The sequence below is a fragment of the Collinsella aerofaciens genome (assembly GCF_040926185.1).
GTDB lineage: Bacteria > Actinomycetota > Coriobacteriia > Coriobacteriales > Coriobacteriaceae > Collinsella > Collinsella aerofaciens_BC.
Map to the genome: position 1 here is coordinate 1 of NZ_JBCOIQ010000030.1, position 15317 is coordinate 15317.

Annotated in this window: 10 protein-coding genes; 2 read left to right on the forward strand and 8 right to left on the reverse strand. The window is 58.0% G+C overall.

Features of this window, described 5'->3' with window-relative positions; translation table 11 throughout:
- Positions 1 to 64: 64 nt before the first annotated feature.
- From AB5750_RS09490 to AB5750_RS09520, 7 genes are read right to left on the reverse strand one after another with little or no spacing between them, the layout of a single operon-like run.
- A complete protein-coding gene (locus AB5750_RS09490) occupies positions 65 to 811 on the reverse strand; it encodes a polyphosphate polymerase domain-containing protein (RefSeq protein WP_368146216.1) in 747 nt (248 codons plus the stop codon).
- A complete protein-coding gene (locus AB5750_RS09495; protein WP_368146217.1) occupies positions 798 to 2567 on the reverse strand; it encodes a CotH kinase family protein in 1770 nt (589 codons plus the stop codon). Before AB5750_RS09495 ends, AB5750_RS09490 begins: the two co-directional genes overlap by 14 nt.
- Complete coding sequence (gene pelG, locus AB5750_RS09500) at positions 2557 to 4101, reverse strand: exopolysaccharide Pel transporter PelG (protein WP_368146218.1); 1545 nt, start codon at positions 4099 to 4101, stop codon at positions 2557 to 2559. Before pelG ends, AB5750_RS09495 begins: the two co-directional genes overlap by 11 nt.
- 3 nt (positions 4102 to 4104) lie before the next feature.
- The gene (pelF, locus tag AB5750_RS09505) at positions 4105 to 5532 is read right to left on the reverse strand and encodes a GT4 family glycosyltransferase PelF (protein ID WP_368146219.1); all 1428 of its coding nucleotides are present in this window, start codon (positions 5530 to 5532) and stop codon (positions 4105 to 4107) included.
- The gene (locus AB5750_RS09510) at positions 5529 to 7409 is read right to left on the reverse strand and encodes a DUF2194 domain-containing protein (RefSeq protein WP_368146220.1); all 1881 of its coding nucleotides are present in this window, start codon (positions 7407 to 7409) and stop codon (positions 5529 to 5531) included. The genes pelF and AB5750_RS09510 overlap by 4 nt, the downstream gene beginning before the upstream one ends.
- The gene (locus AB5750_RS09515; protein ID WP_368146222.1) at positions 7406 to 8311 is read right to left on the reverse strand and encodes a hypothetical protein; all 906 of its coding nucleotides are present in this window, start codon (positions 8309 to 8311) and stop codon (positions 7406 to 7408) included. Before AB5750_RS09515 ends, AB5750_RS09510 begins: the two co-directional genes overlap by 4 nt.
- Positions 8308 to 10482: a DUF4118 domain-containing protein gene (locus tag AB5750_RS09520; RefSeq protein ID WP_368146223.1), complete on the reverse strand. Its 2175-nt coding sequence runs from the start codon at positions 10480 to 10482 to the stop codon at positions 8308 to 8310. The genes AB5750_RS09515 and AB5750_RS09520 overlap by 4 nt, the downstream gene beginning before the upstream one ends.
- Positions 10483 to 11088: 606 nt before the next feature.
- On the opposite strand from AB5750_RS09520, the gene AB5750_RS09525 reads away from it, so the two are divergent.
- A complete protein-coding gene (locus AB5750_RS09525; protein WP_368146225.1) occupies positions 11089 to 12471 on the forward strand; it encodes an RNA/DNA-binding domain-containing protein in 1383 nt (460 codons plus the stop codon).
- Positions 12472 to 13408: 937 nt separating this feature from the next.
- Entirely contained in the window at positions 13409 to 14737 is a 1329-nt protein-coding gene (locus tag AB5750_RS09530; protein WP_368146227.1) for a hypothetical protein, read from the forward strand.
- Between the two features lie 186 nt (positions 14738 to 14923).
- On the opposite strand, the gene AB5750_RS09535 is transcribed toward AB5750_RS09530, so the two are convergent.
- Positions 14924 to 15190, reverse strand: coding sequence for a hypothetical protein (locus AB5750_RS09535; RefSeq protein ID WP_368146228.1), 267 nt, complete (start codon positions 15188 to 15190; stop codon positions 14924 to 14926).
- Between the last annotated feature and the right edge of the window lie 127 nt (positions 15191 to 15317).

The following is a 15317-nucleotide window of genomic DNA, read 5'->3' on the forward strand; positions in this document are numbered from 1 at the left end:
GCGACGCGGAAATCGCGCGCTGTTGACGCGCCCCCGCAGTGCCCGCTTCCCCCAAGGACAATTATCAGTGCAGGTAGGCGGTCTTTTCGTAACACAGGCAGTACTTGGAGACCGCCGTAAGCTCGGCCGCGCCCGGCGGCACCATATCGCGCACCAGCTGCGGACAAAACTCGGTAAACTTGACCTCCATCACCAGCTTGCCGGGCTCCAGGACCGGCAGCGCGGGCAGCGTCGCGTCAAAGATATCGAAGCTTCCCACCGCGGCACGCACGTTCATGTCAAACGTGATGCGCACGGTGCCCCCGTCCATCACCCACGGCTCGCGCTCGTAATCCACGATGGTCCGCGGGCGCATCATGTTACAGATGCACTCGATGTAGAACTCGCGGCAGAGTTGGTGCGGGCTCCTCAGCAAAAAGTCGTAGTCGCCAGCCAGAATCTGCTCAAACTCGCCACGCGTAAGTGGCGCGTCCTCCTTGTAGATCCAGCTACCGTACTTCTTTTTTCGCTCGAGCTTAATCACCTTGTCGCTGCCGTTATAGATGCGCACGCGATACTTTTTGCGCATGAGAATGCCAGCGTCTTTTTCCTCGTAGGCCGAGTTGCAGTAGTCGTCAAAGTACAGGCTGCGAATGGTGTAACCGCCCGCCCGCGCATGCTTGTCCAGCTTAAATACCGGCGCCATGCGACAGGCAAGCGCGGCGTGTTCGCCCTCGTTAATGAGATATTTGAGCTCGTGGCGGTAACGCTCCTTCGTGGTTCGCGCAGACGGAGCCGCCAAGCGCTCAAGCAGCGCGCTAGCCCTCCTCATACGTGTCCTCCACGACCTTACCGCCGTCTTGCACGTAAAAACACTTCATGCCGTAGTGCTTGCCGTCGTCGGTCACATAGTAGTCAAACGCATCTTGCGTATAACCGTCGGAGTTGGTGGCACGCACGCGCACAAAATACTGGCCGGCATCGGGCGCATCGCAGGTCACCTCGGGAAGCAGCACGTCCTCGGCCTTAAAGACCACGTCGCTTATGGCATAGTCGCGCGCGAGCTCTACGGTGTAGCGAATGTCGCGCGCCTCAAAGTCGTAGGACGCATCCCAGTTAATGCGCAGCTTACCGTTATCGATCTGCGGCACGCCGATGTAGAACGGCATGGGCTTTTTAAAACTATCGCGAAAGCTCTTGTAGTTCTCCTCGATCTCGGAGGGAATCGCCGCGGCGATCTGCTCGTATTGGTCCTTGGTGACAGGCAGATTGTCGATATCGGGCGAAGCAAAGACCAGAGATTCAGTCACCTCGCGGTAGTGCTTGATCATCTTGGCCAGGCGAGTCTCGGTCAAATACGAGCGCAAGTCCTTGACGGCACGGTCGAGTTCGCTGCGGAACGACTTGCTGCGCAACGCGCGGTTAAACAGCACGTTGCCCCAGTAGTTGCTTGCACCGCGCTCCCAGCTCGCGTAGTCCGAAAACCCGGTAAGAGAAAGCTCCAGCTTACGCAGCATGCCGTCGTTATCCCAATCCAGGATGTACCAAACCTTGGAGTTAAGCGGGCTGTACAGATAGCAGTTACGGTTCTGCGTATCGCAGTTGCCCGTCAGAATCTGAAACGCCATCCAATAGACCAGGTTCTCGGTGTCGAAGTAGGTGTCGAGAACATCGTCGATCTTTTGAGTATCGTCGTTGAGCGCATCGAGCATCTCGATGAGCTTGGTGTGGTCCGAATCGCCCTTTATCTCGAGCATGCCCTCAAACGCCGTCTGGTTATAGTCGGGGTCATCCGCCAGCTTAATGGTGTCCTCGTAGCGATGGAAATCGAAGCTGTTCACCTTGTACAGGTGCCCGCTCTTATCCAGGCCATGTGCCTTAAGCGCCGTCTTGTTGAGCTGCTCCACCTGCGTAAACAGGCCGTAGTCCTCAAAGGTGTCGTTGGTCTTTTCGGTCTGGTCGCACACCCACAGATGCACAAACTGCGTGCGCAGGCCCATCATCTGGGGAATCCCACAAATCAGATCGTAGGCCATCTTGTTACGAAAGCGCATGCCCTCGCCCATGTGCTTGTTAAGCGCAATCGCGCGCTGCTGGCGCCACGTGCCCTTGCCCTTTTTGAGCTCCACCTTGTAATTCTTTTGCGAGTTTACACTCGATGTCTGACCGCGCACCTGCACGGTGGCATTGGGCGCTTCCTCGCCATAGCCAACCTCGCCGGCAACCGGGCCGTCTTCGTCGCCCGCCTGCAGCAGGCCCATAACCTGATAGCGCGTCACGCCCATGTCGGCGTAATCATAAACCGAGTACGAATTGATCTCGGCCCAGCTATGGTCGGTATTCTCGGAGCTGTTGCCGCGCGAGACCGTCAGATACATGGTCACAATGCCCGAGTCGTCGTAGACCTCGTACAGCTCATCTTTATCGCGCAGGTGCTTAGTCCCGTCCGAGGCCTCGGCCTTTTTGATCTCGTCCTGCTTTTTGACTTTTTTGGTCGAGGAGTCTTCCTGCACCGAGCAGCCCGAAAGCAACAGCACTCCGGCAGCCGCCTCAAACAGACGGCGGCGAGACATCATTCTATCGGTCATCAGGACCTCCCCAATGCTTGCGATACACGTGAACTACTGCGCGCTCAAACGCGCCATGTGGCTCACCCTTATGGCGACCTTCCTCATAGCGCTGTTCGGCACGGTCGAGCAAGCGGCCCAGCTGTGTAAAGCGACCCGTTTTGTCGGTCGCCACAATGGGCTGCTGGCTCAGGATACGATACGGCAAGTTGGCGGTATAGGTATCGAGCCGCAGCAGCGCCACGATAAAAAACACCGCCGCACCCAACAAAAAGCCAAAGCCGTAAAACTGCTGCGGCAAAAGCAACGACACGGCGGTCGCCAGCCCGGCCACACCGGCAAACAGCCCCGAGGCCAGCACGGCCCCCTTGTAGTCGGTAAAGTACAGCAAGATGAGCAACACCGTATTGCCCACGGCATACAGGCCGTAGCCCACGCACAACGTGCGAAAATACCCGTGCATCAGGTTGTTAAAGCCCAACGGCAGGGCCGACAGCACCGTGGTCTCGAGCGAAATGACCGCAGCAGTCACAAACAGCTGCTTGATCGCACAAAAGCGCAGTTCGCTGTTGAGGGTGGAGAGCATCCCCTCCCCTGCCACCACAATGTCGCCCACCACGCCGCCGTTGTTGAACAGGCTGTAGTAGTCGCGGTAGCGCGGATAGAAGTTGACCTCGACCGAGACCACAAAGTTGACGGTCGTGACCAGGATCGTCAAAAACGCAATGAGCGCCGGCACATCGTAGTAAGGCGCACCATAAAACAAGCCCTTGACCTGCACGCCAATAGGACCGGCCCAAATAATCATCAGGTGCGCAAAGAGTCCCAGATTGGTTAACAGGCCCGTGAGCGCCAGCGGCATAAACTGATCGAGCCACTGCAAAAAGGGCCAGGGGCTGCGGTCGCTCTGAGGAAAATACCGGTACAGCAGTACCACGTCCCAGGCGAGCATGACGCCGTAGCCCAGAGCAATTGATGCCAACAGGCCCTCGACCGGCGGCAGTCCCAGCGCCAGCGCGGTCAGGGCGCACAGGCACGCCACGCCAATGGCAGCCGCAAAGCTGCACAGGATGCCGCGGTAATCCTTGATGGCCGTGAGGTAACTCATACCGTTCCAGTTGACGATCATAATGTTGAACAGCCACAGGCACAGCAGCCCCTGCAGCAGCGTGGCGCCCGAGAACAGCAAAAAGACGCCGTAGAGCACCGTGCCCGCAACGAGCATGATGGCGTTGGAGCCCCAAAACGAAGGCAGTATCTCATCCTCGCGATCGGCAAACAACATATCGGCCAAAAAGCGCGTGACCGGCATGGAGAAAAAGCTCGTGAGCAAAAGCGAGGCCAGCAGTGTGTAGGTCACCATGCACACCAGCAGATCCTGGTTGGCACGCCCTACGCCCCACAGACCGCACAGCACCAAGATACCCACCTGGAGCAGCACGCCCAACAGCATGGGACCCGTGCACACAATGCCGGCGTAGCCGTAAGCGCGCATCGTGGCAAACAGACCCTTGCGCCTAAACAGGCGCTTGAGCTCAAAACCGATTCCGGCCACCGGCTACTCCCCCTCTCTGGGCAGGTCAAACGCTTGCGCCGTCTCGTCGTACAGCGCGCGATAGTTGGCGAGCATCTGCTCGTGCAAGAAGTACGTGGCAACGCGACGCTGGCCGCGCTCCCCCATCTCAATGCGACGAGCGCGGCTTGTGCACATGCGTTCCATGGCATCAGCCAAGCCCTTGCGATACATGGGCGACGTCACAAAACCCGCCACGCCAAAGTCGTCGCCCGGGGCGCCTTCGAGAAGCTCGCGACAGCAGCCCACCTCAGTCGTCACGCAGGGACGGCGCGCCGCAAGCGACTCCAGCACGCTGAGCGGCTGGCCCTCGGAGATGCTCGTCAAAATGGTAAAGTCGAGCTTTTCCATGTACTCGACCACGTTGACGCGGCCGGTAAAGATCAGGTCGCGCACGCCCAGGGTTTCGACCAGCGCGTGGCACTCGGCGCCGTACTCCTCGTCGTCCACGCCGCCCATGATGTGCAGGCGCACCTTGGGCAGGCGCTCGTGCAGCTCAAAGAAGGCATAGATCATGGTCTTGACGTCCTTGATGGGTGCCAGGCGCACCACCGCGCCAATGTCCACCCAGCCGTCATCGGGCTTTAAGGGAATATCCTTAAAGCGGTCGAACTGGATGCCGTTGGGGATGACTAGGCATTTGCTCGCATCGCAGCCCATATCGATCTGCGTCTTGCGGGCGTTATGGAACAAACTCGTCACGCGGAAGGCGCGGCGGTAGATCTCCTCCGAAAGCAGGTAGAAAAAGCGAATCCAGCGGTCCTTAAAGGACGGCACCACCCAATCGGCGCGAATGATCTCTTCCTCGCGCTCGCGGGTATAGATGCCGTGCTCGGTCAGCAGCACCGGCGCATGGTGAACGCTTGAGCCCAGGCAGGCGAGCAGGCCGCCGTAGCCGGTCGAGATAGCGTGGTACACATCGGCAACCGGCACCTCGCTGCCCAGCAGGTAGAGCACCGGCAACAGCATAGAGCGCATGGTGTGGAATGCGTCGGCAAAGGGCGTGTAGGGGTACTCGGCAAGGCACACGTCGCGGAAGATGTCCATAAACGTTCGGCTCTGCAAAAACGAGAGCGGATGCACGCGACGGCGGTGGAAGATATCGAATAACACGTCCCAGTCCGGATTGGAGAGCGACACCAGACGGCGTAGCGCCTCGCGCTCACGGTCGTTAAAACTGGCTTCATGTTGCTCGCCCGAAAGCCGCAGGGCATCGTCCAGGAACACCTCGTGCACCTCGACCACGTTGCCGGGCAGCTCGTAGACAAACTTGCCGCGGTCGGCAGCATGTGCGCCGATCACCCATAGCACAAACTCATGCTCGGGCATGGCCTGGATATAGCCATGCATCCAGGTAGATACGCCGCCGTGCACATAGGGGTAGCAACCCTCGAGTACCAAGCAGATTCTCATTTATCGCCACCCTCCTTGCGCTCGATCGTCACGGTCTTATCATTTGCCTTGAGCAGATACAGATTGCCCGTAAGGTGCGTCAGTTCGCCGCCCGTCACCGCACCCGGCTCGCCATTATTGGCGCGGAACATGAGCCACGCCTCGTCGTGGAAATTGCCCAGGCTGAGCGTCCAGGCATCCGCGCTGGTATCCAAGCTCACCGACACGGACGAAAAGCGCTGGATGGCACCGGAGCACTCCGACGCCGTCTGGTGCCGCAGGTCGGGCGCGGATTTGGTAAGCCACTCCAGGTAGTCGACCAGGCCGCCCTTGTAGACCTCCCAGCCCTCCTTGGCTCCGCGATCGGGGTCCAAAAGGTCGTCCGGGTGCATAAAATGCGTACTCACGTAGTGCATGTTGAGCTCGGACACCGCGGCCAGACGCATATAGGAATCGTCGACCATGCCGCCCGAAACAATGCGCGGCTGCTCCACAATGCCATCGCTCGCCACGCCAAACTCCTGCACGTACGGCAGGTCGGTGCCATCCTTAAAATACGTACTGGCAATGGTCTTAATTCGCGGAACATCGGTACCGATAAGCTTGCGCGCGCGGGCCGAAAGGATATTCGACGGTGGCACGTAGACCGAGCCGTGCGCATTGGGCAGCACCTCGTCCTGGAAGGCTATAAGCTCGTTGAGCGAAGCGACGAGAGTCTCTTTGTTCTTCCACGTCTTGTAGTCGTACAACGTGCCGTAGTCGGTGTCCCAGAGCGCGAGCGGCTGATGGTTGTAGCCGTGAAAGCCCAGCTCTCCGCCCATCTGCAGCAGCATGCCGCCAAAGTAGCGGAACTGTGTGGCATCGGCTTGGCGCGCGGGCTCGGTCTGGTTGACCGCGTCCTCGTAGTTTTCGATCATCACGCCGGTATAGCGAATGCCGTATTTTTGCGCAAGCTTTTGCAGATCGGGCCACCAGACCTTGGTGTAAAAATCGGCAATGGAAAGGCCGTAGTCACGCTTGATATAAGTACCATCGCCCGAGGGCACGGGGCTAGGAAAGTCGTCCAAATAGAACACGGCGCTGTTGATGACCGGATAGGCCGTGGCATCACCCAGCAGACTGATCGCCGCGGCGTAAAAGCCACGCATGACCTTGTCATAGATACCGATATTGCATACCACGGTGCGCCCGCTGCCGCAGTCATTCGACCAAATGAGCGGGGCGCCCGCATCGCCGGTCATAGCCCACACACGAGCCGTCTCGCGCAGCGATACCGAAAGCGACGAATCAAAGGGGTCCGAGAGCTCGTAGCGCTCTCCCCCGCCCGGCATAAAGTCCTCGCTCGGCACAATGCTTTCGGCTTTTACATAGTCATATCCGGCCGATTCAATGCCAAGCTTGGAGGCAATCACTTGCAGATAGCTCGAGTTATCCGGCGGCATGGCGAGCATAAGCGAACCGCCGGCACTCACCCAACTCATAATGTCGCTCAGGTGCGTACCGAGCCCATCGAGCGACGGCATGAGCAAAATCACGCGATCGAAGGAGGTCAGCGAGGGAAAGGCATCCGCACCAGCCAGGGCAAGGTCCACGTCGCGGTGCGCAATCTTCATGTCGAGCAGGATCTGGTCGAACTGTTCCTTTACGTCCTCGACGCCAGCTTGATCGGAATCGGTAATGACCAGGCACGTGAGCTTTTGGCCAAAGATTGCCGAGGAGGCCGGCACCGCATCGTTGGCGGCCAGCATCCCCAGCTTATGCTGGCCCGCACTGCACTGCACGCCGGCACGCTCCACCAGCAACACGGCGGCCATAGCAATAAAGACCGCCCACACCACGAGGAGTCCCATCCAACGAAAGCGGCCTGCACGATCGCGGATATGTTGCGCCACGCTCATCTGGCCTCCTCCCCGTCGCGCCAAAACGCCAACTTTTCGCGGTTGTCGGCGCTCAAATATACATGTTGCTTGTCAATCGCATCGATCACACGGTGAACCTCGACACCGTTGTGGCGCATCACGGCCAGCCGCAGGCAAAGCATCCAAACCTCCTGCTCCTCGGGCACGTCGAGCACCAGCTGGTCGGTCACGGCCTGCGCCTCGTCGATCTGTCCGACATCGGCCAGCGCCGTCGCGTATCGAATGCGTAGCTCAAGGGCGTCCTCGCGCTCGCAGCGACGCGCAAGCAGGCGCGCGTACTGTTGGCGCTGAATCTGAGCCACGCGCCCCTCGGCCAAGCCCGAGCCCAAGTATTCACCAAGAAAATCGCAGTATTCGTTGAGGTTTTGCGCGCTCGGGTCCGTCTTAAAGGCACGCTCCAGCTGCTGCAGTTTAAGGTCGGAATCCTTGGAGATCTGCGCCACCGCCGTCGCGGCATAGTGAGCCACCTCAACGTCGTCGTTAAGCTTAGCCGCCTGCAGCTGCGCCAGGTACGCGTTGGGCTCCTCGGTGAGCATGGAGAGCATTAGTCGACGCCGGTATGCCGGGTCGTTGACGATGAGTGCCTCCTCGAGCGGCACTACGCCTGAATCGTCCTCACCACTCGGTACCGACATACTGCGATGCAGGTCATCGTTGAAGCGCAGCGACTCCAGCGCAGACCCTTTCAGCCCCTCGCCAAACACCGCGCTGCACACCGATAGCAAAACCACCAGCAACGGGCCCCACAGCGGCACCAGCACTATCACAGCCAGCATGTGCCCGCGCACCGGCAGCAGGCCCAGTTTCATGAGCGTCCACAGCATCAGGCAAACCAGCGCATGAATCAGCAGCAAGACGGCAGCAACGACAAGCGAGATCAAGCGGCACCCCCCTCACCGTCACCGGTGTAAGAGATGTGCTGCAGCAGCTCCACGATGTCCTCGCCGTCGACGGGCTCCACCGCAATCTGCTTTGCGCTCAGGCGCTCGCGGATAATGGGCAGATCGCATGCCTTTGCCTGGCGCATAAGCAGGTAGAGCACGTCGCCGTCGACCAAGCCCGCCGCGTCGCTCTCGCGGATTGCCGACCCAATTGCGCCCACCAGCTCGCCGACAGGCTCCATGCCCGGTACCACGCGCAGGAGCAAAAAACTCCCCATCTTGCTATCTGCCAGCGCCTGCTCCGCCGCAAGCTCTTGGCCAAAGGCAGCCTGCTTGAGCACGCAAGTGCCGTCAACGCAGCGTTTATCCTGCGCCACCGCCTCATAGTCAAAGGCACGGCCCAGCGCGCTTTCGACCAACCCGCACAAGATGCGGAACAGGTTTTGATAATAGAGGGTCATTTGGTTTTCGGCCGCACTACGCACAAAGATCAACACAGCGGGTGCCCCGTCGCGCTCGATCGTGTATCCAAACATGGGAAGCCCCGGCGTCAGCTCGCGGTTCACCCACAGGTTCGAACGACCCCCGTCGCCCAAAAGAGGTGCAAGCTGCTCAAGCGTGAGCGAGCGCGCGGCATCTTCGGCAATCGCGGGACTTGCTGCCACCAGGCGTGCAAATGCCCCGCCCGAAACATGGTAGATCGCCACCGAATCGTTCTCGAGGATCTCGCCCAAAAGCTCGCAGCACTTGCGATAGATGTCGCGTGGGTTGAATACGTCGAGCTCCTGCGTCACGGCAAAGATCTTGCCAAAGCTGTCGTGGCGACCCACGATCTGGCGCCTGTACGCGCGCTTGTCCTCGATCGCGTCGTGGTAGAGCTGCGTAAGGAACGTATTGCGGTTGCGCACGAGCTCGTTTTGATCGCGCTCCGCCCTAATGGCTTCGCTGTTGCGCAGCTGCACATAGCCGCACACGGCACCCACAACAAAGTACGCAATAAACGGCAGCCAGTTAGACGGCTCGTAAAAGAGACCCTGGAAGGTATAGCCATACTGGGTAAAGTAGCTCGCGGCCAAACCCACCGACGCCAGCAGCGCCGCAACCAGGCCAAAATCGAGCCCATACATCGTGCCGATCAGTACCACGTACAGCAGGCGGTAGTCGAGCACGTTAAGCTGAGCAGACTGCGAAAACACCAGCTCCAGGCCCTCAAAGAGCACCCAGGCCAGCGCGGTCTCCAGGCATTTGATGGGCAGTGTCCGCCCGCGCATGCGGTCGATGGCGGCACGCAGCGGATGGCGCTTGCCCGCGAGGGTCTGCTCCCAGCGGGCGTGTATGGTCGAAAGATCGCGCAGCACGTCATAGCGCTGGAACCACCCGTAGCGCGTGCGGACGGTATCGCTCGGAGCAATGGAGACGACGGCGTCCCCGTCGTAGGTAATGTCGAGCCCCGGGAACAAGCCCTTGAGCGCCTCGCCCAGGTCTCCCACGGTGTGGGCAAAGCTATCCGGAACCTCGAGTTCCTCGAATGTGGCATCCCAGCTGTCGAAGATGCGACGCACCAGAACGGCCAGCTCCTCGGCGCAGAGGGCACCGAGCGGTGAGTCCGCCCCAGCCCTCATGACAGCAGAGCCTTGCGAGCACGCCTCGAACAGCGGGGTCAAAATCGGGTCTTCCAGCGTGGGCGAGGCGGTGTACAGATACGGCACGCGCAAGATCTTGGCCTGAATGCCGTCGCGGACCGCATAGTAGCGGCACAGGTCGTTGGCCGCACGGGCAATGATGCCCTTGCCGTTTTGCCCCGCAGCGTCCACCGCACCGTCCGCTCCCATGGGACCAGTCACAAACAGCAGCTGAATCTGGCGACCCATGCAAGCTCGAAAGACGGAGCGCAGCAGCTCGATGTCGCCAACGGCCTCGGTATGCGGCGTGAGATAGGTAGAGAGGTAGACCACACGGTCGAATTCGTAAGCCTGGTCCAGGTGCTGCAGCAGCTCTTTCCAAGACGCATGGAGCGACGACCCGTCGCGGCGCGCCTCGTTGGCCGCCACGACCTGAACATGGTCACCGGGAAACGCCTTGGCACAAAAGTCGTCATCGACATACACGGTATTGCCAACAACCAGCACTTCAACCGTGCGCTCCCCCTCCCCAAATTTAGCTTTTGCCATGGTAAACATGCATATTGTACGCTGTCAATGTAGGCCAAAGGCAACTTTAAAGCTGTTTTAAGAACTTTTTCAGACGGGAAGCGACTCGCGCCTGAGCCAGAGAGCCCTACACGTGCCGCTGCACGGCGGAGAAAGGCGAATCCACTACCCCTCAGGCATAATTCCTGAGCAAAATCAAGCAGAGCACACGGCTTTTTGCGCCACTTTAAGACGTAATCGGGATGTGGCGAGAGGCCAAATTCGGAAGTGCGGGGAAAACCAAAGGAATGCTGACCAGACCCCCGTTTTAGGCTTCCGCGACCTGCGGTTTTGATACAAAAAAACCGCGTTGTGCTCGAAGGTTTTCGATTTTTCCCCGCACATCTGTAATTACATCTCTGGATCGAGGGCGCAGGCAATGGTGACGACATCCACGATAGCGCCCCCCTATGCCTGATACCAAAATCGTTCCATAGGGACCCGTTTCCCAATGGGATGATTCTTCACAAAGGGCATTAAGGCGCATGAGAACATGGTAGAGGCAAGCAAGCGCGCTTCCACGTTTTCGCCCATGGTGACCACGGTATAATCCAACGAGACAAGCAACGAACGGGAAAGGCAGCGCGGATGAACCTGGGCAGCGAGAGCGAGACCGTCGAGTTCAAGAAGTCCACTGGCGAGCATAAAGAAGCACTGCAAGCCATCAGCGCCATGCTGAACAAGCACGGCCGCGGCGAGCTCTACTTCGGCGTGAAGGACAACGGCGATGTCATCGGCCAGGATGTCAGCGACGCAACGCTGCGCCAGGTGACGTCGTGGGTGTCCGACAAGATCGAGCCCGCGGTGTTCCCGACGGTCGAGTGCCTCGACGCCGATGATGGGCTGCGATACATCAGAATTGCCTTCTCAGGTGCCGACGCCCCCTACTCCGCCGACGGACGCTACTTCACCCGCGTGGGGACTTCGAACAAAGCGCTGTCGGCCTCGGAGCTGAGCGCCATGGTCGTCAAGCGTGAGCGCGCCCGTAGCCCGTGGGACTCGCTGCCGTCCGGCAGGCCCGTTTCCGACGCCGACGAGCAGGCGGTGCGTGACTTCGTCGCGCGCGGCGGCAGGGCCGGACGCGTGGGCGGCGGGTTCGCCGGCGTGGAGGACACCTTGGCAAGGCTCGACCTCGTCGCGCCCGACGGCAGCCTAAGAAACGCCGCGGTGGAGCTGTTCTGCGAGGGATCCGACACCTACCCCAGGATGAAGCTGGGGCTTCTGGGCGGCAACACCAAGGCCAAGATCCTCGACCTGCGCCGCGAGAGCGGCACCATGCTCAAGCTGCTCGACTTCGCCGAGTACTTCGTGACGTCGAACATCAGGCGCGAGTTCGTCATCGGCGAGACGGGCATGTACCGCAAGGAGATCCCCGAGATCCCGGCCGAGGCCATCCGCGAGGCGGTTGCCAACGCGCTGTGCCACCGCGACTACACCACCGGCACCGCCGTCGAGGTCAACGTGTTCATGGACACCGTCCAGATCGTGAGCCCGGGCCTGTTCCCCGAGGGCGACTCGCCGCAAGAGCACCTAGACGGTACCGCGAGCGAGTTCGGCCTCCGAAACCCCGCGATCGCGCGCACCCTGTTCCGCGCCGGCGTCATCGAGCAGTACGGCACGGGCATACCGCGCATCAAGGAGGCCTGCGAGGCAGCCGGCGTGAGGTTCCGCTTCGAGCAGACCGTCAACAGCACCGTCGTCGTCTTCGAGCGTCCTGGGTTGCAGAAAGCGGCCTTCAGGAGAACCGCGGCCGACAACCGACCGCTCCTCAGCGAGCGCGAACGAGCAGCGATGGCAATTGCCGCCGCTCAGGGGAAAATCACGACCTCCGACCTCGCGCGGGAGTCCAATGTCGGTAGGAAAACGGCCTCGAAGACTCTGAAAGACCTTGCCGGTCGAGGCCTGTTGGAATGGGTAGGGAAAAGCCCGAAAGACCCGCACCAGTTCTACAGGATGCCAAGCGAAGTTTGAGGCTGCAGGTCCTAGCCGGGAAACAGGCCCATTGCGTTTGCTGCCCTCCCCCTGCTGGGCACTACTGAGTAATCTACTGGGCACTGCTGAGTAATCTACTGAGTAGTGCCCAAGCGCGAGTTGGCAAGTCCGCCGAAGCCCAGAGAAACGGCTCCGAAGAATATACTGACCGCTACTGACCGCTACTGACCGCTACTGACCGCTACTGACCGCTACTGACCGCTACTGACCGCTACTGACCGCGGCATTCGGCAGGCCCGCCGAATGCCGCGGTCTCCCGAGACTAGCAGAGCCGCCCTTATTGTTAGCGCTGCCGAAGCAAGCCCTACTTCAGCAGCAACTTGAATTTTCGTGCGATGAGCCTCCCCGGAGCCAAGAGCCTTTTGCCCTAATCACAACACCGCAATTCAAGCACCGCAGAAAACTCCATTAGCGATGAACCAGCCACTTGAAGACGTGATCAAGGTGCGGCAAGGGGTCAAATTCGGAGGTGCGGGGAAAATCGAAGAAATGCTAACCAGGCCCCAGTTTTCGCTTCCGCGAACTGCGGTTTTGGTGCTAAAAATCGCGTTGTACTCGAAGGTTCTCGATTTTCCCCGCACTTCCGTAATTACATCCTTGGATCGAGAGTACAGGCAACAATGACGTCATCCGCGATAGCACCCAACAGTCACGGACGTACAAAAGGCCGTTGCCGGAAGCCTCCATACAACGACTCTTCTTTGCGCGCGCCACGCTCGCAATGCTCCATTAAATGTAACTAATTGATTTGCTATATACCATTCATAATGGCACATAGCAAATCAATTAGTTACATGTGGAGGCAGAACATGAGGGAGTACGTCGAGAAGCAGCTGCACACTAGAGTCGATTGCGAGCCCAACGACGCCTCGGAAATAACGACGCAAAACTCTTTCCGAAAGTGTAGGTGAGCGAAATGGCGACTCATGCATACGATGACCTTTATTCTTATCTAGCCGCATTCAAGAACAGCTCTCTTGCCGAAATAATTGCGTACCTAGAAGAACTGGGGCAAAGGAGGTTCGACGCCTTTATTAGGGGCCTTGCACCCCTTATCCCAATCGAAAAAATCGAAAATCAATCCCTGTTCAATTTTTCTGTTGACTCCACCCTTGAAGGAGGCAAATTCCCCTGCACTGACTATGCCTGTCGAGAGCAAAACATTTACCATTTGGCAAAGTTCTCAGCATTGTATGCAGATAAAACACTGATTCATTGCCCTATAGAATCGGCATTCGAAATGGGGCACGATGATTATGCCTCGGTCGATGAACTTGCATTCGGGATCTATTTGACCATGCGAGTCGAAGACATAGTCAAAGCTGGAATACTCGGATTTTCGAGCAATTACATTCCTCTTTGCAAAGATTGCCTAGCGCGACAAATCGAAAGAGAATCAAAAGCAAAAGGATTGATATCGAGTTATTGGGATGAACTCGTACGACAATTCTGTTCCTCTACCTCGTGCACTTTAAAACAAGCACCAGATGGGAATCTGTGTGTAGCGATTGAGGGAATGGATGCATATGGGTCCCATGATGAGATGGATGTCGATTTCCTGGTAATCCCGTCTGAATACGAATCGCTCTATGCAAGCCAAGGCGAAACGCGATTGGATAGAGACATGCTGGAGAAAGGCGGCATCTCGACTATCCTACTGCCTTTGTTGGACGATTGCTTTCAAGCCCTCGTCAATCCCTATTTTTCGAATAGCTCGTATTTAACCACTCGTCCAGCTCAGATTGAGTTCCTCGAGTCCGCAACTTCCACCCTTTATCCTCGAAAAGATCAGACCATACCCATTCGCCGGTTATCTTGCCCCCTCCCCATTGCTGAAAATGCAACGTTGCGTAGCATCCTTGATTGCCGCATTAGAAACGAAGAGTCGTTTCTTGTGTTTAGGGATACCTTGTCCAAAGGCCTGAGCGAAAGGCCCATCGACACCTCGACATTAGCTGACCTGAAGAACGACCTAATAGAGCCCGAGCTTCACAAGATATCTTTAGTGATGAAAAACGAGCGATCCCGATTAGTCACCTCCGCAGGCATTGAAGCCGCTATCGGAATTGCGAGCTTTACATTGGGGCAATACGGAATCGCATCACCTTCTGATGCCATGGCCTTCTTCGGGGCTGCCGGCATAGGGGCCGTTGCATCTCAATCCGCAGATTTCTTGCGAGAAGCCAAGGCAAAAGAGAACCCCATGTATTTCCTCTGGAAGCTCAATAGAAACAACCGTCTGTAACCTAAGGGGCAGAACACCGCAGTCGCCGAGCATATCTCGATCATTAAATAAAGGCAGCACTAGAAAGGATGCGAATCGTGAAGAACCGACTCCCTTTCCGAATGCCTAATGCAGTAAAAATCACTGGTAGATCCGAGCAGTTTAACCAAGACGACAAGAGCGCGCTCAGATTGTTGTCTGCAGTAGCTAGCCAAGTATAGATACCATCCTGTTTCCAAATTCGGTCCTACGATAAACCCTTTCTTCTTTCTCAATTTCGTCGGGATCGTCGAAGATGAGCGTCGTATCTACTACGTCCCACTGCTGCCGATGGATATCCTCAATCAGCAATCCCAGCCCGGTTAATCGAAGAAGAACTTCTGCATCTCTGCCTCTGAGCGTCTGAAAAGTTTCCTTTTCTCGAAGCATTTCGTAGTCTCCAGGTAGAAATCTGTCCAAAGTCTCTGCAAACAAACGAAGATCGTCCCAGCTAATTTCTTTATCTAGGTAGGCCTCATAAATCTTGTTAGCGCCGGGCGATTTTAGCCGCTAATAGTCAAACTATTTTGACCAATCCCGGTCACCGAATAATGGCCACCGT

Coding starts and splice junctions, on each gene's coding strand:
- AB5750_RS09490 (WP_368146216.1), bottom strand. CDS start 811: ATGAGGAGGGCTAGCGCGCTGCTTGAGCGCTTGGCGGCTCCGTCTGCG.
- AB5750_RS09495 (WP_368146217.1), bottom strand. CDS start 2,567: ATGACCGATAGAATGATGTCTCGCCGCCGTCTGTTTGAGGCGGCTGCC.
- pelF (WP_368146219.1), bottom strand. CDS start 5,532: ATGAGAATCTGCTTGGTACTCGAGGGTTGCTACCCCTATGTGCACGGC.
- AB5750_RS09510 (WP_368146220.1), bottom strand. CDS start 7,409: ATGAGCGTGGCGCAACATATCCGCGATCGTGCAGGCCGCTTTCGTTGG.
- AB5750_RS09520 (WP_368146223.1), bottom strand. CDS start 10,482: ATGGCAAAAGCTAAATTTGGGGAGGGGGAGCGCACGGTTGAAGTGCTG.
- AB5750_RS09525 (WP_368146225.1), top strand. CDS start 11,089: ATGAACCTGGGCAGCGAGAGCGAGACCGTCGAGTTCAAGAAGTCCACT.
- AB5750_RS09530 (WP_368146227.1), top strand. CDS start 13,409: ATGGCGACTCATGCATACGATGACCTTTATTCTTATCTAGCCGCATTC.